Origin of the sequence: [Clostridium] symbiosum, from assembly GCA_036419695.1 — a bacterium.
GTDB lineage: Bacteria > Bacillota > Clostridia > Lachnospirales > Lachnospiraceae > Otoolea > Otoolea symbiosa_A.
This window is the reverse complement of record CP143946.1, coordinates 2,095,262-2,117,502: the sequence shown is the minus strand read 5'-3', so window position 1 is coordinate 2,117,502 and position 22,241 is coordinate 2,095,262. Positions and strand designations below refer to the sequence as shown.

Sequence of the window (22,241 nt, the reverse complement as noted above, 5' to 3'; positions counted from 1 at the left end):
AATCCCGGGATGGATATACCGGACGGCTGTAAAAGGAGAAACGTTATGAAAGAAGAAAAAAAAGAGGAGAATGTTGACCGGCGTATCAGGAAGACCCGCCGCATGTTGAGAGAATGCCTGACCTCCCTGCTCAAAGAGAAACGGGTCCAGGATATTACGGTAAGAGAAATCGCCGATATGGCGGACATCAACCGCGGTACTTTTTATCTGCATTATAAAGATGTTTTTGATTTGATGGAGCAGATTGAAAATGAACTGCTGAAAGACCTTGAGGACATGCTGAACCATCACCAGGCCCAGGATCTCCTGTCCCGGCCTTCGCTGATCTTTGCGGAGCTCTATCCCCTCGTGCAGGAAAATGCGGATATTGTCTCGATTTTGATCGGGGAAAACGGGGATCTGAATTTTGTAAACCGCCTCAAACATATCGTGCGTGAGAAATGCCTCAACGACTGGAAGGCCCTGAAATCTCTGCGCAACTCCGATGCCTTCGACGCATATTATTCCTTTATCGTGTCGGGCTGTATCGGAATGGTCCAGTATTGGCTGGGCACCGGCATGAAGGAAACTGCCGAAGAGCTTGCCTTTATGACGGAAGAAGTGATTCTGAAGGGAATCCGCGTCCTGGAAAAGGACTGATGTTACCGTTCACACCCCAGCTAAAAGCTGCTGTGCTGCGAACAATAACACGCTTCGCGGAATACTGCCTGTGAACAGTAACCGGTTTTTTGCCGTTTCTGCACATCGCGAAGCATATCTTGAAAAAAACATGGTTCTAAGTTATAATAAACGGGCGGCAGTTTTGAACCCGCAGCGCCAGCCGCAAAGCTTTTTGCGGACTGGCATTTTTATATCACAGGAAACTTCTATCATACAAAAAGCCCTATGGGCTGGATGCGAAAATGAATCGCATTACACGCAAAAGAGACAGGGAAGGAAACCAGACTATGTTAAATGATTACAGGAACAAATTTGTAACCCCGGAAGCTGCCGTAGCGAAAGCGGTCCGCTCCGGTGATTGGGTGGATTACGGTTTTGGCGCCGGATTTCCGGAGCTTTTAGACAGGGCGCTGGCCGGTCGGAAAGAAGAATTAAAGGATGTGAAGATCCGCGGCGGCCTGGTGATCCGTCCCCGCATTGAGGTCGTGGAATGCGATCCGGAACAAAGTGCATTTACCTATTACAGCTGGCACATCGGCGATTATGAAAGAAAGCTTCAGAGCCGTGGTTTATGCCGTTTTATCCCGATGATCCTGCGTTCGCTGCCCGAGCTTTACCGCAGTCACATCCGCGTCGATGTGGCCTTTGTGCCTGTTTCAACGCCCGATGACAGCGGTTACTGCGGGCTTGGCATCTCAAACTATGCGTGGCGGACCATTTTTGAAAAAGCCCGGACCGTCGTGTTTGAGATTAACGAACACCTTCCGAGACTCCAGGGTGTGGACGGCTCCCACCGTGTCCATCTGTCCGAAGCGGACTTTATCGTCGAGGGGGAACACGAACCCCTCCCTCTTCGTACCTACCGGGAACCGTCTCCCACCGACATTGAAATTGCCAGACATGTCGTAAATGAGATCCCGGACGGAGCCGTTCTCTCGCTCGGCGTCGGCGGCGTGCCGTTTACGGTTGCCAGGATGCTCGCCGAATCGGATCGGAAGGATCTGGGCTGTCATACGGGGACCATCAGCGACGCCTTCCTGGCGCTGCACAAAGCCGGCAAGCTGACCAATAAGAGGAAGGAATTTGACGCGGGCTACTCTACATGGAATCTTGCCATGGGTTCACAGGAGCTGTACAACTGGCTTGATGAGGAACCGGAGCTCTTTCACCCGGGCGACGTGGACTACGTCCATTCCCCTGAGCGCATCAGCCGGATGAAGAATGTAATCAGCATCAACGGCGGCGTGGAACTCGACCTGATGGGCCAGGAAAATGCGGAATCTGCGGGCAGCCGCCAGCTCTCCGGTACAGGCGGACAGCTCGATTTCCTGGAAGGCGCTTTCCGCTCCGAAGGCGGCAAGGGATTCATCTGTCTTGCCTCCACGCATAAAAAGAAGGACGGATCCCTCAAATCCAATATCGTCCCCTTCATTCCAGGCGGCAGCGTGGTGTCGGCGCCCCGGAGCATGATTCAGTACGTGGCGACGGAATACGGCGTGGCAAAGCTGTCCGGCTTATCCCTGCGGGAGCGGGCCGAAGCAATGGCCGCGATAGCACATCCCGATTTCAGGGAAGAACTTATGAAGTATGCAAGAGAGAATTTTTTGTAACAGACAAGGCCGGAAACGGGCACAGACGGCCTGGAACTAACCAGCGGTCCAGATAGATACTGCAAAAGGGCAAGGCCATTACCGGCCCTGCCCTTTTCTTTAAAATACTGTTTTCACTCTGCTTCCATCCCTAATCCCCGTATCATAAGGATCCGAGATAACCACATCCCCCTCCGTCAGGCCTTCCAGTATCTCCGTTCTTCCGCTTTCTGTCGTTCCTGCCTTCACCGCCACGGCCTCTGCCTTTCCCGCCCTCACTCTATAGACGACCGTATCGGTTCCGTCCGGCACCACCGCAGATATGGGAACGGTCAGAACATTCTCTGCTTTTACCATATGAAACGTCAAATCCGCCTGCTGCCCGGCTCCGAACCGTTGCATCAGGGTCATGGTGTCCGGTCCTTTGGGATCCAGTTCTACCTGGCAGCGGCTCTCTTCCAGTCCTGTGGATGAGATTGCTTTTGACGCAGTTCTGGCTATAAATGCCACTGTTGCCCTTCCTTCTACCCCATCGGGATACACCGCCTCGGCCTCCATCCCAACGGTGAGTCCCGCCGCGTCCTCCGCCAGAACGGAAGCCGACAGTTTCATTTCATCTGCGCGGTAGACTTTGAGGGCCGCCTGGTTCTGCGCCAGATAGGCCCCTTTTTCCGTATATACTTCCCACAGGATTCCGTCAAACGGCATCACAACCGAGGTAGGGCCGACCGCATCTTCCAGTGTTTCGAGCTGCCTTTCGCAGGATGCGATCTGCTCGTTCAGATAGTTCTTCTGCTTCTCCGAATTGATCTCCCCGGCCTGGACATACTGCTGATAAGCCCGTGCCATCTCCGTCCGCGCCGTCTCTAACTCTGTCTGGGACAGGTAACCGCTGTCCGCCAGGATCCTGCCGTCCTCGTAATTTTTCTTTGCCAGGCGGTAGGCACTGTCCGCCGCATCATAGGCAGACTGTGCCTCTCCTCCCGCTCCGTACAGGCAGTCATATTCCTGTTTTGCCTTACTCATCTGCTGCTTTAACTGCTCCCTCTGGAGATCCAGGCTGATTTCCTGGGCTGTCTCGGTCTTAAGAAGCGCCTCTCCCGCTTTTACCTGTTCTCCCGGCTTATAGGGAATATCCGATACGCTCCCGGCCGACGGGGTGCTCAGAATCATACTGTGGACCGGCGTCAGTTCGGCCTGGACCGTAAACTTCCGTTCCAGGTTCCCATACCCGACTTTCTCCGCATCCGCCTCTGCCGGCTTCATCATGATAAGCCCAAGCGCCGCCAGGCAGAACATCACAGCCACCGCTGCCAGAATTTTTTTGTATTTCCTCTTCATATGACGGTTCCCCCCTATTCACGTTCCCGCAAAAATTCAGCCGGAAGTATTTTTTTCAGTTTTGAGAGCATTGCCGCAGAACCCAGAAATGAAGAGCAGGCCGTCAGACCAGCCGCCGCCAGGATTGCCTTTGCGTCCAGAAAATTCGGAATCGTATACATATCCCCCGACATCGTGGCCGTGATCAGAAGACTGGCCAAAAATGCCAGCGGTATTCCCAGGATAACGGCGCCCGCCGTCAGGATCCACTGGCCGGAGGAAAGCACATCCAGGCATTCCCTGCTGTTTAATCCAAGCAGCATCAGAACCGACAGCTCGCGCTTCAATTCTTCGTAGCGGATCAGGGAACTGACATAGATGACCGCAAAGCCGATTGCCACACCCACCAGTGACATGGAAAACATGATTCCGCTCATACTGCCCATAACCGTGCGGTACTGCTCCATCTTCTCCTGCCTGCTCTGAATCAGCGATACGGTTCCCTTTCCCTGCAGCCTCTCCCTCAAATCCTCCAGCACACCGTCCGGAGCCCTCAGGTATACCCCGGTGAAACCATCCCCGTAACTGCTTACCTTCCCGGCTCCCTGATAAGACATGTAGGCCAGACTTCCCATATACTGGGCAATGATATCCGTGACCACCGTACTTGTCTCCCCCTTATCCGGGTAGGATGTCCGCACTTCTATCATGTCCCCCCTCTTCACTCCCAATATTTCCGCCATGTGTTCCGACAGGATAATCCCCTCATCCCTCACATATACCTGCTGCCCTCCGGCCCGGTACAGTTTGATAAGTTGACCGTCTTTTGGAACCGCCTGCAGCGTGCAGTCTGTTTTCCCATCGGGACCGGCCAGAGTCACGGGAAATTCGATAATTCCCTCCGCCTCCCGGATTCTCGGATCCCGAACCGCCTCGAACGCGTCGCTGCGGCCGACGGGATGGCTGAAATATACCATAATATCCTGCCTCTGCGTCTTTTCCCAGTAATTGATAATAAAGATGTCAAACACCGTATTCATAGATACCAGTGTAGCCGTTATCATATAAGCCGCCGCCATCCCTGCCAGGGAAAAGCAGGTCCTTCCCGGATTTCTGGCAAGGGTTCTGACTCCCATGAGTCCTGGTATTGTCAGGAGTTTTGTCAAGCCCGGTATTTTTTCCAGGACCGACTTTCCGGCGGTTTCCGGAGCGGACGGACGAAGGGCCGCGGCCGGCATCAGCTTCCACAGGGAACCGACGCAAAGCCACGAAACTCCCGCGCAAAAGGCGGCTGCTTCCAGCGTTCCCACTGCAAAGTAAGTGGCAGAAAGAGGGGCGGAGGCCGACGGAAGCTTAAAATACACCCGGTAGAAGTCTGCCATCGGCTCTGCCAGAATATAACCCGCGCATGTTCCCAGAAGCCCTCCCACAGCGCCTACAAACGCCCCATATCCCAGATAGTGAAGCCGTATCCGCCATTTTGAAATTCCCAGGGCCATCATCGTTCCAACCTGCGTCCGCTGTTGTTCTATCATGCGGCTGAGTGTTATGTACAGGACAACTGACGCCACTGCCAGAAAGAGAAAGGGGATCGCTCCGGACATCCGCTCCAGCTGCTTAATCTCTTCCCCTACCATGGCAGCTCCCGTCTGATCCTCTCCTTTATAGGCCGATATCAGACCATAGGCATCCATAAGCTGTTCCACCTGTTTTTCAACTGTTTCCCATTCAACCCCGTTATCCAGACGCATCAGAAAACTGTTCGCCATGCCCTCTTTTCCCAGGAGACGTGAAACGGTCCGGTATGATGCAAATGCGGCATCGTATGTTCCAGGGCTTGGAAACAGTTCATTCATGTCGCGGATCATATAAATATTTTCCGGTGTCGTGCCGATTCCCGTTATTTTCATCGGAACTTTTCTGCCATTTACCACAATGTGAATTGTATCCCCCGGCTTCAGTCCCCTGGCTTCCGCCATACTCTCCCCCAGAATTAATTCCTGTTTCCCCTCCGCAGGCATCGTCCCCCTTGTAAGTAACGGCCGGTTCATCTGCCCCTCCGACCAGGACACCAGATGAAGCTCCGCCTGCCCCGTAACGCCGGCCAGCTCCACATTCCGGACAAGTCTGCCTTCCGCCCGCGCGATGCCGTCCAGACTTTCCAGCTGCGAAGCAGCCTGCAGGCCGGCATCTGCAGTGTCCGCAAAGCCGTCGCAGAAATTGGTCTTCCTGAAAAAGGCATCCCTGGATTCGACCAGATTGTCATAGCAGAGTTCCAGTACACTGTATCCGCACATACCCAGCATGACAATCAGGATACATGACAGATAAGCGGACAGGGAGCCCCTGATATCACGCAGCATTTTTTTAAACAAAATTCCTGTCATATCATGCCCCCCTTTGAATTCTCTCTTCCGTTAGTTACCAGTCCAGTTCCTCTGCGCCGCATGGCCATCCATTTACCTCCGTGCGTACCAGTTCCCCATCCTTCATATGGAACACCCGGTCGGCCACGCGGGCCATCTCCGGATTGTGGGTGATCGTAAGCACCGGGCATCCCAATTTATCCCTGACCTCCAGAAGCAGCTTTACAACGGCAATGCTGTTTTTACTGTCCAGCGCTCCAGTAGGCTCATCGCAGAGCAGAAGCGCCGGTTTCTTTACAATCGCCCTTGCTACGGAAACCCTCTGCTGCTCTCCTCCTGATAGCTGGGAAGGGAAATGGCCCGCCCGTTCGCTAAGCCCCACCATGGCGAGCGCCTCATCCGGCGCCATTGCGTCTCTGGACAGTGAGGCGGCCAGTTCCACATTCTCCCCGGCCGTCAGCGATGGAATCAGGTTGAAAAATTGAAAGACAAAGCCCACCACGTCCCGCCTGTAAACGGCAAGCTGATCCATCGTGCTGTCCGTCACCGTTCTCCCCCCGTACCGCATCGTTCCCGAGGTAGGCCGATCCATGCCTCCGATTACATTCAGCAGCGTGGAATTCCCGGAGCCGGAAGGTCCCAGGACTACGATGAACTCACCTTTTCTCACCTCAAAAGAAACATTTTTTAATGCATCCACCGCCACCTCCCCGGTCTCGTAGCGCATGGAGAGATTTTCGGCTTTTAATACAATATCTGAATTATCGTCCAGTTTATTGTTTCCCGCGGCTTCCATTCCGTTAGCAATCCTGTTCCTGATACTCTTCTTTATAAGCAATCTCCCTGAACCACCTTTCCCATCTGTAAAAGTTTCCCATCATTTCCTCTATGTCCAGGGGCAGACCGGCCCTCTGCCTGTCATGGATATAGCCGTCAACCATCCAGGTTATCATATTACAGATTTCCATCGGATCAATTCCTTCCCTGAATCGGCTGCGGTCGATTTTTTCAAAAAATATGCCGTAAGCTTCACCAATAAAATTACAGATCGAGCGGTTCAGCTCCTCGATTACAGGCTCTTTTTCCAGATAAAAACACCGCGTGACAAACTCCAGTACATGGGGGGTCTGCTTCAGTATCTTCAGTTTTTCCTGCGCTGCATATTCCAACAGCTCGAAGAAATCGGTCAGTTTGCCAAACTGTTCATCCAGCACCTGAGAAGTCACCATTTTCGAACAGTATTCAAACAGAAACAGATAGAGACTTTTTTTGTTATGGAAGTAATAAAACAGCAGACCCTTGGAAATACCGGCTTTTCTGGCAATTTCATCCGTCACCGCATGTTTGTAGTCGTTTCTGGAAAATACTTCGAGGGCTGCATTGATGATTCTGAGCTGCTTTTCCTCGGGAAGATCATAGAACTGGTCATTCATTTGCAGACTTCCTTTCTGTATAAGGGTGGAGCGATATGTTATTTGACTGGTTTGGTCAATTTAATTGTACTTCATTGACTATTTTTTACAAGGGGGTATCTGATACTTTTGCGGCCGCGGAGAATTACTGTTTTTGTTTCATTTTTAATTATCTGAATTAAAACGCGTTTTATCGCCATATTTAAGACGTTTTAACCGTTTTTACCATTTATTATGTATTTTTTTACAAGAATATGTAATATATTGTTGGACTTTTCTGCCGATTTGCGGTAAAATTTCATATAGAAATATTGGTGTAGAAAGTATGAAGGGGCCTGATGGCTTTTTAATAAAATACATAAAGGAGCTAATTTCTGTACGAACTGCCGGTCTCCGCTTTAATGTCCCAAATGTGGTTCCACTTCCCTGTCCGGCAATAAAAAAGGATTTGGAATTGGGAAAGCGGTTGTCGGCGTTGCTTTAGTCGGCCCGCTTGGATTAGCTGCAGGTAATATCGGAGCAAAAAAAGTCCGTGTCACCTGTTTAAACTGTGGTAAAAAATTTATGTTATAGGGGGAAAAAGTATGTACTGTAGAAAATGCGGAGAAGAATTCCAGGGAAAATTCTGCCCGAACTGCGGAGAACCGGCGGGAACTTAAAGGCCCTAATGCTTCCGGAACCGTCTCTGAGCCGGCCGGCACGGAATCAGAGGAATCTGAAACTTCCAGAGGGATGTCTTCCAGAACTGAAAACACTGATGCCGTTAAGACCAAACTTGCCGCATCCGGGGAAAGCGCCGTTGCCGACAACCGGGACGCCGCTCTGGAGGCCGACAGGGAACTGTTTGATATCATCACAGCCGCCGAAGCCGATTATGCCACGCTCACCACGGTTATGGGAACCGAGGGAGGATGCCGCCCGGAATTGTCACCGGAAAGTGAAAGTGAAACTGAATAAATGATGTAATTCCTTTCCGAATGATTTTCGCGGGCTCTAAAACAGGGGCGGACTTTTTCTCAGATTAATTACCAGTCAGAGAAAAGGTCCGCCTGTCTCTCATTCTATATTATTTAAAAGTGGGTATTCTATCATTAGAATAGAATTGATATCAAAAGAAAGCGAGGTTCTCCTCATGAATTCAGAACAAAACAAAAATCTCAGGGAAATCTACTTTGCAGGCGGCTGTTTTTGGGGCGTAGAAGAATATTTTTCAAGGATTCCCGGCGTCCACGACTGTATTTCCGGTTATGCCAACGGCTATGGCACAAATCCCTCCTATGAGGATGTCTGCTCCGATACGACGGGGTTTGCGGAAACGGTTCTTGTCCGGTATGATCCCGACATCGTCACGCTGCGCATCCTGGCGGAACAGTATTTCAAGATTATCGACCCGCTCAGTCTGAACCGGCAGGGGAACGACATTGGAAGTCAGTACAGGACGGGCATTTTCTATACCGACGAGAAAGATACCGTAGCCTTGCGGACCGTCATGGACACTGTACAAAAGGGGCTCCCTGCCCCTATGGCCGTAGAACTGGCTCCGCTGAATAATTTTTATCCCGCTGAAAGTTATCATCAGGACTACCTGAAGGTGAATCCAAACGGATATTGCCACATCCATTTCAATACGCTTGACGATTTGACCGTGGGCTCCGACGGAAAAGTAAGAATCCGTCTTTCGGAAGACGCGCTCAAAGAAAAGCTGACCGGGGAACAATACGAAGTGACCCAAAATTCCGCCACTGAAAGACCGTTCACGGGACAATACTATGACAATCATGAACCTGGCCTCTACGTGGATATTGTCACCGGTGAACCGCTTTTCGTCTCCTCCGATCAGTTTGATTCCGGCTGCGGCTGGCCAAGCTTTACAAAACCGGTCGATGCTGCTGCGGTCACGGAACTTACAGATACCAGCCACGGTATGAAACGCGTAGAGATACGCAGCCGGGAAGGTGATTCCCATCTGGGCCACGTCTTCCCCGACGGTCCCCTGGAAACAGGCGGACTCCGCTACTGTATCAACAGCGCCTCTCTCCGTTTTATTCCCAAAGACAAGATGGAATCCGAGGGGTACGGCGCTTATCTTTCCCAGGTTCAGTCATAAGACTGGGAGTAATTAAGGGGAGCGCTTCGCGGACTTTTCATTGCCACTCAACAGAATGCGGCAGGGATTTGCTCTGCCGCATTCTGTATGTATGATTGCTATTTCTCCTTCATCCAGTCAAACAGACTGAGCTGCTGCCCAAAACCGGATTCCGCCTGTTTCATTTTTCCCGCCTCTTCCCGTTCGAAACAGGTCTCCGGCAGAGCGTCCAGGAACTCCGACGGTTCCTTTCCCGTTATCAGAATCAACTGCTCTTTCGCCCTGGTCATTCCCACGTAAAAGAGGCGGCGTTCTTCCTCTTTATCTATCTCATCCGCTTTACCCGCCGACTGCCTTTCTAACGGAATCAGTCCCTTTCTGGCTCCGCACAGAATCACGGCAGGAAATTCCAGACCTTTTGAGGCATGAAGAGACATCAGCGTAACTGCATCGGACCGGTACTGTTTTTTTCCCGGGCGGATCAGTTCACCCTCCGTGCCAAAAGCCAGCGCATCCAAAAAGTCTTTCATATTGTGGTACATGAATGAAAGCTGCCATAATTTTTCCATATTCTGGCTGCCGGACGTATCGCCATCCGATGCCGCAGTGATCCACTGTTCCAGGATATCCGAAGGTTTTCCTTTTTTCAAAAGTGGAAGGTAGTATTCCATTTCTCTGGCAAACCTTTCTTCCCGCTCCCCGTCTCCCAGTCCATTCCACAAAAGGCGGCGGCTGAGTCTGGCCGAGAACCGGTCTTCCGGATTTAGCAGACTCCTGAAAAAACTGATGCTGCCCCTGACCTCAGGATCCGCCAAAAATGCGTCTCTTCCCGCCACCCGGTAAGGGATTCCTTCCTTACGCAGACATTTCTCCAGAAGCGCTGCCTGACGGTGGGTCCGATAAAGGACCGCTATGTCGGAAAAACCGGCGAGGCGTCCCGTTATCCTTTTTTCCTGGGCATCCAGCATATCAATTCCGCCGATAAGACGGTTAATTTCCTTTGCTGTGAAAATAGCCTCGGACATCGCACTTTCCGCTGTGACAAGGCGGATCTTTGCTCCCTCCCCGCATACGGGCGTCAGTCTTCTCTCCGGCCCGGGATTTTCTGAAATAACGGCCTGCGCACCTTCCAGAATGGCTGGAACCGAGCGGTAGTTTTCATTCAGGATAATACTAATTAAAGAAGGGTAGTCTTTTTTCAAGCGCTCAAAGCAGGCCGCATCCGTTCCCCGGAATCCATAGATGGACTGATCCGGATCTCCGATTACAAAAAGTTCCCTTCCTCCCCGGTTCCATACCCTGATAAGTTCAAGCTGAACCAGGTTAACATCCTGAAACTCATCCACCAGAAGGTAATTAAAATGATTTTTCCTGATTTCATTTTTCTGTTCTGTTTTAAGAAGTTTTAACGTTTCAATGAGCAGATCGTCAAAATCACAGGCCCCCTCCGCCATCAACCGCTTCTGATACTCCCGGGCCGCTTCATGAAAGGTATCTTCACTGCTGTTTTCCTCTGTGGACGCGGGATTCCCCGCTCCCTCAACCGTGGCGGCCGTCGTTCTTTCTCCTGCGGGATCACACAGCTCCATTCGTGACTTTTTCAGGGACAACTGTCTTAAAAAGCCGGATGGTGAGATGTTTAAATGATATTCTCTTACAATATCCGCGGCCGTCTCTAAAAGCATCTCTTCCGGAGCCGGAATGCGGTCAAAACCCTGTTTTTTCAGGAGTTCCAGGCAAATGCCATGAAATGTCCCCACTCTCAGCAGGCGGGTAATTCTTTTTCCTCCCGCCTGTTTTTCCAGGCGCTCCCGAAGCTCCAACGCCGCCTTATTGGTAAATGTAACAGCCGTAATCTCGGACGGTTTTACACCGCGTTCCTCCAGAAGATAACCGATTCTGAACGTCAGTGTTCCCGTCTTTCCGGTTCCCGGACCGGCCGTAACCGCAATGGCGCGGGCCGGCATGACAACGGCTTCTCTCTGCTGTTCATTCAGATGGCCAAGGAAAGAATTTTTGTTGTTCCTGGGAGAACCGGCCGGGCCGTTGTCCCTGTTTACCACAGTATCAGAACTTCTTACCCCAGATTCCGGACAATCCCATTCATTCGCCGCTGCCGTCTCTTTTACGGCGTTACCTGGGTCAGAATCCATTTCAGCGCCCTCGCCTGCTGACATCTCATCTGATGCCGTCTCACCTGCCGCCATCTTATTTGTCACGGCTCCCTCTGTTGTCCTCTTATCTTTCAAGTCCCCAACTGCTGCACCCAGGCTTTCCCGGGATGGAAGAAATAAACTGATCTGCCCGTCCACATTTTCAAGTTCCCACGGTTCGAACAGCTGGATCGTTCCATACTCTCCGTCAAATCCTGGATTGCGCAGGACGTTTCCACGGCGCAAACGGCTGATTCCCTCGGCAATCATGGTTCCGGCCGCCAATTTGATGTCTTCCTGCGGTACTTCCCTTAGGATGGAAAATTCATTTCCCAGTTTGGACAGAATCTCCTGATACTGCCTCTGGACCCTGGCACTGGCTGCAGATCTTCCTGTGGAGGCCGCTATTACCTCGGGCAGGGGCACCAGGCTCTCAAAAACTTTTCCGTCCGGCCGGACATAGCCCTCCGCCCGGTCGGCCAGTTCCTCCACCCTGTGTGAGACGCCGATGGTCAGTTTTTTTCCGCACACCGGGCATTTTCCCCCATACTTAATAGTCTCCGCCGGGTTTAAGCACAGGTGGCATTTCCGATGCCCGTCCAGATGGTATTTGCCCTCCTCGGGAAAGAATTCAATCGTTCCCCGAAGGCCGTCGCCCGTCTCAATCGCCTTCACTAACGAGGGATAGTTAAGGTCTGTGTCCAGCAGGTTGGCCTCTCTTCCCAGTTTTGACGGCGAATGGGCATCTGAGTTAGAAATAAGCTGGTAAGAATCAAGCGCTGAGAGGCGCCAGTTCATCGGCGGATCGGAGGACAGCCCCGTCTCCAGCGCATGAATATGGGGCGTCAGATCTCCAAAACATTCTTCGATTGTATCAAAGCCGGAAAACGCCCCGAACAGTGAAAAATGAGGCGTCCAGATATGAGCCGGCACATAGACCGCATCCGGGCACACTTCCAGCATAATTTCCAGAAGATCGCGGCAGGGCAGTCCAAGGATCGGACGTCCGTCGGAGTGGATGTTTCCGATCTGTTCGAGCCTTGCGGACAAAAGCTCCGCCGCTTCCAGGTTTGGCAGCAGCAGAAGGCTGTGCACCTTCCTTACCCGCTCCCCCCACTTATAAATCGAGCTGATCTCACCCGTTACAACAAATCTTACCGCCTGGGAGTCATCCGCGCCCTTATCGTGAATTCTGTATTCCTCTTTTAAAGTGTATAGCCCCTCTTCCGCCGGAACCAGTTTTTCTTTTAACTCCTCCCGCCAGGCCGGGTGCGTAAAATCGCCGGTTCCCAGAAGCCGGATTCCTTTTTTTCTTGCCCACAGCTCCAGCGCTTCCGGCGTACAGTCGTGGCTGGTGGCCCTTGAGTAACGGGAATGGATGTGAAGATCTGCTATGTACATTTTCATTTCTCCTTTGTATGCGGAACATATTCTCTTCTGCAGTATTCCTATCAATAGTATATCACAAAAACGGCCCGGCTCATTCTATTTTTTCTCCTCTGTTCATATTTTGAATTGAGGTGTCATTTATGCAATCTTGTGAATTTGCCATGACTATAACCGCCCTGGCCTGCAATATCGCCCAGGGTAAAACTTCGGAGGAAATCGCCCTGTATACCGCCCTTTTCTCCCAATTGGGGGACACCCTGGCTGCCATCGATGCACACCAGGTACTCTGTTCGCCGCCGGAAAGCACGGAAATGCCGGGGAACAAGAAAACGCCGGGGAACAAGGAAATGCCGGAGAACAAAGAGGCGCAGGAATCCTCACTGAAAAAAAATACGTCCGGCCAGAGCGCGTCTTAACATTGCGGACTTTTCACTGCCGGTCCACAGAACAATGAAAAGCACGCTTCGCGAACTTTTCATTGCCACTCAAAAAAAGCTCCGGGGCATCAGATGGGAATTTTTCCGCATCCTCCGCTCCGGAGCCTTTTCCGATACTTACTTTCTGAGATGATCCAGTCTTTCCTTGACCTGAGCCATCATCTGGGTATATTTTTCAAGCTTTTCACGCTCCTCGGCAATCTTTGCCTCCGGCGCTTTGCTGACAAACTTTTCGTTATTCAGCATTCCGGTAACGCGTGCCAGCTCTTTTCCAAGCTTTTCTTCCTCTTTTTCCAGTCTTTCAATTTCCTTATCCAGATCCACAAGCTCTGCGAACGGCATATAAATCGTTGCCTGGGCCGTCACAGCCGATACCGCGTCATCCGCAATGCCTGTCTTATCCTTCTGGAGGACTACCTCGCCCGCATATCCGAGTGTTGCAAAGAATACCCGGCTGTGTTCGAAAATGCCCAGAATCTCATCGCTGTCGGACACAACGTATACCTTTGCCTTTTTGCTCGGCGGTACATTCATGGAGGTACGTACGTTTCTGATTGCGCGGACCGCTTCCTTGATTACCTCCACGGCCTTCTCCTCACCGGAGAAATTCCATTCTTCTTTGTAAACCGGCCAGGCGGAAATCATGATGGACGGTTCCTCATCCTGGAGATTGCAGAAAATCTCTTCCGTGATAAACGGCATGTATGGGTGAAGCAGTTTCAGGGAGTTGATTAATACGGTCTTGAGTGTCCACAGCGCCGCCGCTTTTGTCGTATCATTGTCATCCCAGAGCCTCGGTTTTACCATCTCGATATACCAGTCGCAGAATTCCTCCCAGACAAAGTCATATACCTTCTGGAGTGCGATACCAAGCTCGTATTTATCCATGTTTTCGGTGACGTCCCTGGAAAGGGTGTTTACCTTCGACAGGATCCAGCGGTCGGCCATCGTGAGGTCGCTTAAGCTGACATCGGCTGCCGGAGCCTTTTCAATATTCATCATGATGAAACGCGTTGCATTCCAAATCTTGTTTGCAAAATTACGGCTTGCCTCCACTCTTTCCCAGTAGAAACGCATATCGTTGCCTGGTGCATTGCCCGTCATCAGGGTCATACGCAGGGCATCGGCGCCGTACTTCTCGATTACCTCCAACGGATCGATGCCGTTTCCAAGGGATTTGCTCATCTTGCGTCCCTGGGAGTCTCTTACCAGGCCGTGAATCAGTACGGTGTGGAACGGCTCTTTTCCCGTCTGCTCGATTCCGGAGAATACCATACGGATCACCCAGAAGAAAATGATATCATATCCCGTTACCAGCACATCCGTCGGATAGAAATACTCATATTCCGGTGTTTTCTCCGGCCAGCCCAGAGTTGAAAACGGCCAGAGCGCGGAGGAAAACCAGGTGTCCAGCGTATCTTCATCCTGACGCAGACGGGTGCTGCCGCATTTCGGGCAGGCGTGAGGCGCTTCTTTCGCCACTACCATCTCACCACATTCCTCACAGTAATATGCAGGGATTCTGTGTCCCCACCAAAGCTGTCTGGAAATGCACCAGTCGCGGATTCCCTCCAGCCAGTGAAGATAGGTCTTTCCAAAGCTCTCCGGAACGAATTTAAGACGCCCGGACTGCAGTGCCTCAATCGCCGGTTTTGCCATTTCCTCCATCTTTACGAACCACTGTGGTTTTACCATCGGTTCTACGGTTGTGCCGCAGCGGTCATGGGTTCCGACATTGTGGGAATGCGGTACTACTTTTACAAGGAGTCCCTGCTCCTTAAGATCGGCTACGATGGCCTTTCTGGCTTCGTAACGCTCCATTCCCTTATATTTACCCGGAGCGCTGATCGTGGCATCGTCGTTCATGATGCAGATTTCCTCCAGGCCGTGGCGTTTTCCTACCTCAAAGTCGTTCGGGTCATGGGCAGGCGTAATCTTTACACAGCCCGTACCAAACTCTTTGTCAACATATTCATCCGCAACAACCGGAATTTCACGGTCGGTCAGAGGCAGTTTCAGCATCTTGCCGATCAGGTCTTTATATCTGTCGTCTTCCGGGTTTACGGCCACCGCAGTGTCACCTAACATCGTCTCCGGACGTGTGGTGGCGATTTCTACGAAACGGCCCTCTTCGCCCACAATCGGATAATTGATATGCCAGAAAAATCCGTCCTGCTCCTCATGCTCCACCTCGGCATCGGAAATCGAAGTCTGGCAGACAGGGCACCAGTTGATGATTCGGGAGCCTTTATAAATATAGCCTTTCTCATAAAGTTTTGTGAATACTTCTAAAACCGCGTCGGAGCAGCCCTCGTCCATGGTGAAACGCTCTCTGTCCCAGTCGGCGGAGGAACCTAATTTATGGAGCTGGTTTACGATGCGGCTGCCATACTCTTCTTTCCACTCCCAGGCTTTCTCCAGGAATTTGTCACGGCCCAGATCGTGTTTGTCAATGCCCTCGCTTTTCAGCTTATCGATCACCTTCACCTCTGTGGCGATCGCGGCATGGTCGGTTCCCGGCTGCCATAATGCTTCGTATCCCTGCATTCTCTTGTAACGGATTAGGATATCCTGCATTGTATTATCCAGGGCATGTCCCATATGGAGCTGTCCCGTGATGTTTGGCGGCGGCATTACGATGGTAAACGGCTTTTTGTCCTTATTTACTTTTGCATGGAAGTATTTGCTGTCCAGCCATTTCTGGTAGAGGCGTCCTTCAATGTCCGCCGGATTATAGGTTTTTTCGAGTTCTTTCATGTGTGTCTCCTTTTCTCTTTTCAGTTCTTTTTGTGAATCATTATTTGTTTGATATCAGCGGTTATGTCTGTTCTTTTTTTATAAATGAAATCGATTCTATCACCTGCATCACTTCCTGCTTAAGAACACTCTCCTGTTCTGCTGGAAAGGACGCCGTGATAAGATATCCGTTCTCTCCGTCCGAGGCCAGATAAAGAAGCTGATACATTCTGTCTCCGCCTCCCGGCCCGGTCATAGTCATCCCAAGTCCCGCCAGCTCTTCACTGACTTCGCGGATATCCGTCTTTTTAATATCGGGATATTCTTCTTTTAAGGCCTCCACATAGCCGTCTGCAAAAGATGTCTCAAAATCGGCAATCATCTCTTTATTAAGTCCCTCTGCAGGAGAAAATGAAATATGGACGCTTCTGTTTTCCAGAAGACTGAGTTCCCATAAATCCCCGCTTCCCGTTGTCCACCATTTTACATCATCGGCCTTAATGGTGAATCTGCCGTCTCCGCTCAGATATACTCCGTTTTCCAGCGTTCCCGGCGTCTGCGCAGCCGCCGTCTCCGTAACGGCGCCGGTTGTGCGGCATGCCGTCAGCAGCATGGCTATTATGATTACGAAGACCACCGCAGCAGCCACGGCCTTCCTGCCTGATGTCGCTGTATTTCTTCCTGCTGTATTGCTTTTCTCAGCCATCCGGCGTTTCTCTGCCATTTGATGCCTCCTCGCCTGGTGTTACATCTGTTTCCTCACAATGCGGTATTCATCGTCTGTCTGGTAGTAAGGACATTCAAAACGGTGATTTCCGAGAAATAAAGCCATTTCATCTTCATCCAGATCCGCCTCACAGACGTAATAACCATAATCCTCATCATAAATATAATTACCGCAGGATTCGCAGCTCTTTGGTCCTCCCTGTTTTTTCAAGCCTCCACCTCCCTTTTTAAGCGCCCGGCGTGAATGTGAATGACAACAAGCAAGTCTCACAAACTTTTTACTGTCAATTAAAAAAGCCCTCTGCACAATTATTATGCAAAGGGCGAAATATCTTCCGCGGTACCACCTGGCTTCTGCCGTATCTCATAGAGTTCCGGCAATCTCATTGAGTCTTTTAACGGTGACCGGCCGTGACTCCCTACTTGCGTCCCGCTTTGGGGAATCCCGCTCCGAAGCTACCTTCCATCCACACTTTCCCTGAACAGCCTCTCAACCAGTGGGCCGTCCTCTCTGTCGGGGTTATGCATGTACTCCTCTTCTTCACAGCATTTTCTTATATACTATGATATCATAGTGGTTTTTGGGCGGATTGTCAAGATTTAATTGAAGAATGAGAACGCCGCCGGGACGGTCGGGGGGGGGATGGTGAGGGGGAGGGGATGAGTCTTCAGTCCCGGTTTGCAGGTTGTCGCGGGTGGGAATCCGGGCAGAAAAAGTTCCTTCGGGAAACGCTTGCGCTCTTTGGAGTACATAACAGTACTAAGGCGTCTGAGAAACGCCGCCTAAGTGCTGATGAACTCCCAGGTTCCCTCCGGAATCTTTTTCTCCCGGATTCCCCACCAGGAAGGTTATGGACCGGGACTGAAGACTCATATATACCCTCCCACTCCCCCGTCCGCCGTTTTACAGAGGCGTCCTCGCATCTCAACTATCCTGTTCCTCAGAACTTTCCTCATCTCCCAACAGCGTTTCCACCAGATACCTCGGCCTGTGCTTTGTTTCCAGATAAATCTTCCCGATATACTCTCCCACAATCCCAATGGACAGTAAAAGAAGCCCCCCGATAAACCAGATGGAAACCATGATACTGGCCCAGCCGCTGATTGTGTTGCCTCTGTAAAAATCCACGACCGCCCAGATCAGAAACCCGATGCTGACGAAAAAGGAGACGATCCCCGTAAATGTAATCAAACGGATTGGTTTGATGCTCAGGGAAGTGATTCCCTCGATGGCAAAGGCAAGCATTTTTCCCAGCGGATATTTGCTCTCGCCTGCCGCCCTCTCTTTCCTGTCGTAATACACGACATCCGAAGAATACCCGATCATCGGCACTATCCCCCGCAGAAACAGGTTGACCTCGGTAAATTCCTCCAGGCCTTTTAAGGCCCGGCAGCTCATCAGGCGGAAATCCGCATGGTTATAAACGGTGTTTGCGCCTAAAAGATTCATCAGTTTATAGAAGCTCTCCGCCGTCAGACGCTTGAAGGCGGAATCGGTCGTCCTTTTCTTTCTGACGCCGTAAACAATATCGCAGCCCGCCTTGAACCGCTGATCATCCGGTCACAGGCATCCACGTCATCCTGCAGATCCGCATCCAGTGAAATTGCGGCGTCGCAGTGGAGGGCTGCCTCGGAAAGCCCGGCTAACAATGCATTCTGGTGTCCCCGGTTCCGGCTCAGTTTCAGGCCCTGGAACCGGCCGTCTCCCTGTGTAGCCCTTCAATCAGTTCCCATGTCCTGTCGCGTGACCCGTCGTCCACCAGGAGAATCCGGCTCTGTTTATCTATCTTTCCCGCACCGCACAGCTCATCCAGTTTCCTGCCAAGCGTACCGGCCGTCAGGGGTAAAACCTCTTCTTCATTATAACAAGGCACCACAAAATATAGGATCGGTGCATTTTTCATCTTCTCTCATCTCCTGCCGTCTTTTTTGAATATTTGTCCATTATATACGAAAACACTGCAAAAGGAAAGGGGGCCGGTTCCCCTATCCCGGAAAGTGTAACGTGCCCCAGACCGGAGGCGTGATGGTGGAAATCACCTCCACATAACCGTCGGTCTGATTCATGCAGGTATGCGGCAAATCCTCCTCAATAATAATGGTGTCTCCCTCGTGCAGCACGGTGACGGAATCCCCGATTTCCACGTTGAGCGTTCCCTTTAAAATCAGGATGGTCTCTTCGGAATGATGGACCACCGGAAGCTCCGAATCCTTTGAATTCGGTTCCAGAGTGGCTTTTATCATCAGTGTCTTTGGGATAAAACCGGGTGAGGGAAGCGGCGTCAGGAATTCATATTCCACGCTGCTCTTCCTCATTCTACCGACAGGCGCTCTTCCCTCCGGATTGTGAGATTGCGGTCATTTTTATGATCATCCATCAGAATATAGACAGGGACATCAAAGCTCCCGGCAATTTTTCGAAGGGAGGAAAGAGACGGCTCTACTTCCTCCCGCTCCACCTGGGAAATATATCCGATCGACAGGCCCGTGCTCTCCGCCAAATCTTTCATGGTAAGTCCCAGTTTTTTACGGTATTCTCTAATATTTGTGCCTAACATATATAACTCCTTCTTTGTGCTATCCCCTATTCTAACGTGCATACGGCGCTTACGCAAGATTTTTATCCGGGCAATGTAACGGTTTATCCATAAAGTGGGGATTTAGTTGAGGAAGGAGAACGCCGCCGGGACGGTCGGGGGGCGGGATGGTGAGGGGGAGGGGATGAGTCTTCAGTCCCGTCGACAACCTGCCGGGGGAAGGAGGAGAAAAACTTTCCGAAGGGTGACCTTGAAGCCCGCCGGTGCTTAGCGAGGTCCTTTCGAGCTTAGCATCCGCTGTGCGCTTCACAAGCGGGAGCGTGTCCCCACAGGAAAGTCTTTCTCTGGATTCCCCCCTCACCACAACCTATAAACCGGGACTGAAGACTCATCCACACCCTCTCACCACCGCACAGCCTACTTTTCATACATAAACAGTTGACCAAATTTTTAACCTATAGTAAAATTAGCAGAAGTTATTATCGATATAATTATGATATAATCATAATCACAGGAGGATACAAATGAAAATCACGGGTATGAAAATTGAAAAAGTCCAGATTCCGTTAAAAGAGCCTTTCAAGGTGGCCTTTACCGTCGTTAACTATCTGGAAAGTGTATTGATTCAGGTGACAACGGATGAGGGTTATGTTGGATATGGAGAGGCCGCCCCGTTTGCACCGGTAACCGGAGAAACGGTGGACGGCGTAATTGCGGTCCTGGAAATTTTTAAACAGGGGCTGACTGGGATGAATCCGATGGACATCGAAGCGGTACATGGTATGATGGACGGCGTAATTGTCGGAAACGGAGCCGCAAAATGCGCCGTGGATCTTGCAATGTATGATCTGATGGGTAAATCCATGGGACAGCCCGTCTACAAGCTGCTCGGCGGCTTCAGTAATACGGTGCAGAATGACATCACCATCGGAATCGGCGCTCCGGAAGCAATGGCAGCCGAGGCAAAACGTCTTGTAACGGAAGAAGGATACCATATTTTAAAAATCAAAGCAGGCATCGACTATAAGGAAGATATCCGCGCTATGAAACTGATACGTGAAGCGGTCGGCCCGGACATCCGCCTCCGCGCAGACGCAAACCAGGGATACACGGTTTCAGACGCGGTCTGCGCTCTGGAGGGTTTCCGTGAATTCGGCATCGAAGCCGTGGAACAGTGCCTGCCGCACTGGGATATGGAGGGTTCTGCCTTTATCCGCAGCAAGGTGAACGGAATCCAGATTATGCTGGACGAATCCATCCACGGCCCGGTGGACGCCGCCAGGGCCTGCCGGATCGGAGCCGCCGATATCCTGAATATTAAACTGATGAAATGCGGCGGCCTCTATCCGGCTGCAAAAATCAATGCCATCGCCGAAGCGAACGGCGTTACCTGTATGGTTGGCTGCATGCTGGAGACAAAGCTTGCAATCACCGCTGGTTTGAGCCTTGTGGCGGCCAAAAAGAATGTGACGGAGGCAGACTGCGACAGCTTCCTCTATTACAGGGAAAATCCGGTGGAAGGCGGATTTATCCAGAAAAACGACACCTTTATGCTGCTTGATGAACCGGGATTCGGCGTAAACTTCAATATGTAGCCGCATTCCCCTGTCATTACATAATGAGAAACCATAGAAAACAACGAAAGAGGTACAATTATGCAATTCCCTATTTTTCAGACAACAGACGAATTACTGACGGTTGTTTTGGTGATGGTGGCATTTTCCCTGTGGGTCCAGCGTTTTAAGGCGTTTAAATACATCGGTCCGGCCCTCACGGTAATTGTCATCGGACTTGTGCTCGTCAATCTGCACATTGTTCCCGGGTATCAGGACGTGTATGGCGTTGTCATCACCTACTGCGTCCCGATGTCCATCTCCATCTATCTGCTAAACATTAACTTAAAGGAACTGGCGAAGCTGTCCGGAAAGGCCGTGGTCGGCCTCGTATCTGCCGTATTCAGCGTCTGCCTGGTAGCCACCGTGTTCGGTGTGATTTTCAGCGGAAAGATGTTTGAGGGCTGGAAAATCGCCGGAATGTTTGTCGGAACTTATACGGGAGGCAGCTCCAACCTGACCGCAATCGCGGTGGGCCTGGATGCGGCCAATGAAACCATCGCCGCCGCCAATGCCGCAGACTATGTGGTGGGCATGCCGACGCTGTTTCTGATGTTCGCCGCCCCAGCCCTGTTCCAGAATGTCAAATTCCTGAGGAAAATCTGGCCGTACCGCCTGTCCGACGAAGACCGCGTCGGCGACGGGGAAGAGCCGGTCCTGATGGCCGAGCAGAAATGGAGCATTCAGGATATCGCATGTCTTCTGGCAGTCTCAATCACCATCGTGACAATTGCCACCAGGCTGGCGGCCTTTCTGCCTTCCGACTTTGCAAGCGCTAGGCGGATACTCCTCATTTCCACGCTCTCCATTGCGGCCGCCCAGATTCCGGCTGTTGGAAAGCTTAGGGGCAATTTGAATCTGGGACTGTTCTTCGGAATGATGTATCTGGCCATCATTGGATTCAGCGTGGATCTGGCCTCTTTCTTCGGCTCCACCATGACGATCACACTCTTCTGCTTCTGTGTCATCGTTGGCAGTATCACGCTTCATCTGCTCCTGTCCAGACTGTTCCGGGTACCGTATGAATATGTAATTCTCGGCATCACCGGGGCGATTGCAGACGGAACCACCGCCTCCCTGGTCGCATCCAGCGCCAAGTGGAACCGGCTGGTCAGCGTGGGCCTGCTCATGGGCGTCATCGGCGGCGTCTGCGGAAACTATGTGGGTATTTTAGTTGCCTATCTGATCAAATTTATCATCGGGGCATAAGGCATAAA

16 protein-coding genes, 3 pseudogenes and 1 other annotated feature are annotated in these 22,241 nt (G+C 51.4%); of the genes and pseudogenes, 8 read left to right on the top strand and 11 right to left on the bottom strand.

What is annotated here, in order from left to right:
- The first annotated feature begins 45 nt into the window (after positions 1–45).
- Together V3C10_09720 and V3C10_09715 are read left to right on the top strand one after the other, a co-directional pair.
- The gene (locus V3C10_09720; GenBank protein WVP64060.1) at positions 46–639 is read left to right on the top strand and encodes a TetR/AcrR family transcriptional regulator; all 594 of its coding nucleotides are present in this window, start codon (positions 46–48) and stop codon (positions 637–639) included.
- Between the two features lie 308 nt (positions 640–947).
- Positions 948–2,270, top strand: coding sequence for an acetyl-CoA hydrolase/transferase C-terminal domain-containing protein (locus V3C10_09715; protein ID WVP64604.1), 1,323 nt, complete (start codon positions 948–950; stop codon positions 2,268–2,270).
- 99 nt (positions 2,271–2,369) lie between these two features.
- Here V3C10_09715 and V3C10_09710 read toward each other — a convergent pair whose 3' ends face one another.
- Genes V3C10_09710 through V3C10_09695 form a run of 4 tightly spaced genes read right to left on the bottom strand, consistent with a single transcriptional unit; the run spans position 2,370 to position 7,368 of the window.
- The gene (locus V3C10_09710; protein ID WVP64059.1) at positions 2,370–3,590 is read right to left on the bottom strand and encodes an HlyD family efflux transporter periplasmic adaptor subunit; all 1,221 of its coding nucleotides are present in this window, start codon (positions 3,588–3,590) and stop codon (positions 2,370–2,372) included.
- A gap of 14 nt (positions 3,591–3,604) precedes the next feature.
- The gene (locus V3C10_09705; GenBank protein WVP64058.1) at positions 3,605–5,956 is read right to left on the bottom strand and encodes an FtsX-like permease family protein; all 2,352 of its coding nucleotides are present in this window, start codon (positions 5,954–5,956) and stop codon (positions 3,605–3,607) included.
- A gap of 34 nt (positions 5,957–5,990) precedes the next feature.
- Positions 5,991–6,731 (bottom strand): ABC transporter ATP-binding protein, encoded by a 741-nt coding sequence (locus V3C10_09700; GenBank protein ID WVP64603.1) that lies wholly within the window; start codon positions 6,729–6,731, stop codon positions 5,991–5,993.
- 4 nt (positions 6,732–6,735) lie between these two features.
- Entirely contained in the window at positions 6,736–7,368 is a 633-nt protein-coding gene (locus tag V3C10_09695; protein ID WVP64057.1) for a TetR/AcrR family transcriptional regulator, read from the bottom strand.
- 381 nt (positions 7,369–7,749) lie between these two features.
- Between V3C10_09695 and V3C10_09690 the strand changes: the two are divergent.
- The 3 genes and pseudogenes from V3C10_09690 to msrB all read left to right on the top strand — a co-directional run bounded on the left by V3C10_09690 (position 7,750) and on the right by msrB (position 9,454).
- Positions 7,750–7,920 (top strand): annotated as a pseudogene (locus tag V3C10_09690) (zinc ribbon domain-containing protein).
- A gap of 159 nt (positions 7,921–8,079) precedes the next feature.
- Positions 8,080–8,304 carry a hypothetical protein gene (locus tag V3C10_09685; protein WVP64056.1) on the top strand — a complete coding sequence of 75 codons (225 nt, stop codon included), beginning with the start codon at positions 8,080–8,082 and terminating at the stop codon, positions 8,302–8,304.
- 175 nt (positions 8,305–8,479) lie between these two features.
- Complete coding sequence (gene msrB, locus V3C10_09680; GenBank protein ID WVP64055.1) at positions 8,480–9,454, top strand: peptide-methionine (R)-S-oxide reductase MsrB; 975 nt, start codon at positions 8,480–8,482, stop codon at positions 9,452–9,454.
- Positions 9,455–9,552: 98 nt separating this feature from the next.
- On the opposite strand, the gene V3C10_09675 is transcribed toward msrB, so the two are convergent.
- Positions 9,553–12,987, bottom strand: coding sequence for a UvrD-helicase domain-containing protein (locus tag V3C10_09675; GenBank protein WVP64054.1), 3,435 nt, complete (start codon positions 12,985–12,987; stop codon positions 9,553–9,555).
- 128 nt (positions 12,988–13,115) lie between these two features.
- On the opposite strand from V3C10_09675, the pseudogene V3C10_09670 reads away from it, so the two are divergent.
- A pseudogene (locus V3C10_09670) lies at positions 13,116–13,286 on the top strand (DUF6774 domain-containing protein).
- A gap of 243 nt (positions 13,287–13,529) precedes the next feature.
- Here the strand turns inward: V3C10_09670 and V3C10_09665 are convergent.
- From V3C10_09665 to V3C10_09640, 6 genes and pseudogenes are all read right to left on the bottom strand, one after another.
- A complete protein-coding gene (locus tag V3C10_09665) occupies positions 13,530–16,169 on the bottom strand; it encodes a valine--tRNA ligase (protein ID WVP64053.1) in 2,640 nt (879 codons plus the stop codon).
- A gap of 61 nt (positions 16,170–16,230) precedes the next feature.
- Complete coding sequence (locus V3C10_09660) at positions 16,231–16,872, bottom strand: hypothetical protein (GenBank protein WVP64052.1); 642 nt, start codon at positions 16,870–16,872, stop codon at positions 16,231–16,233.
- 21 nt (positions 16,873–16,893) lie between these two features.
- Positions 16,894–17,085, bottom strand: coding sequence for a DUF6472 family protein (locus V3C10_09655; GenBank protein WVP64051.1), 192 nt, complete (start codon positions 17,083–17,085; stop codon positions 16,894–16,896).
- Between the two features lie 105 nt (positions 17,086–17,190).
- Positions 17,191–17,428: a binding site (T-box leader), on the bottom strand.
- 371 nt (positions 17,429–17,799) lie between these two features.
- Positions 17,800–18,778: pseudogene (locus V3C10_09650) on the bottom strand (glycosyltransferase family 2 protein).
- A gap of 82 nt (positions 18,779–18,860) precedes the next feature.
- Entirely contained in the window at positions 18,861–19,175 is a 315-nt protein-coding gene (locus V3C10_09645; protein WVP64050.1) for a cupin domain-containing protein, read from the bottom strand.
- Positions 19,176–19,186: 11 nt separating this feature from the next.
- Entirely contained in the window at positions 19,187–19,432 is a 246-nt protein-coding gene (locus V3C10_09640) for a helix-turn-helix transcriptional regulator (GenBank protein WVP64049.1), read from the bottom strand.
- A 503-nt stretch (positions 19,433–19,935) separates the two neighbouring features.
- Between V3C10_09640 and V3C10_09635 the strand changes: the two genes are divergently transcribed.
- Both V3C10_09635 and V3C10_09630 read left to right on the top strand, forming a co-directional pair.
- Positions 19,936–21,006, top strand: coding sequence for a dipeptide epimerase (locus V3C10_09635; GenBank protein ID WVP64048.1), 1,071 nt, complete (start codon positions 19,936–19,938; stop codon positions 21,004–21,006).
- 60 nt (positions 21,007–21,066) lie between these two features.
- Complete coding sequence (locus V3C10_09630; protein WVP64047.1) at positions 21,067–22,233, top strand: DUF819 family protein; 1,167 nt, start codon at positions 21,067–21,069, stop codon at positions 22,231–22,233.
- The last annotated feature ends 8 nt before the right edge of the window (positions 22,234–22,241 follow it).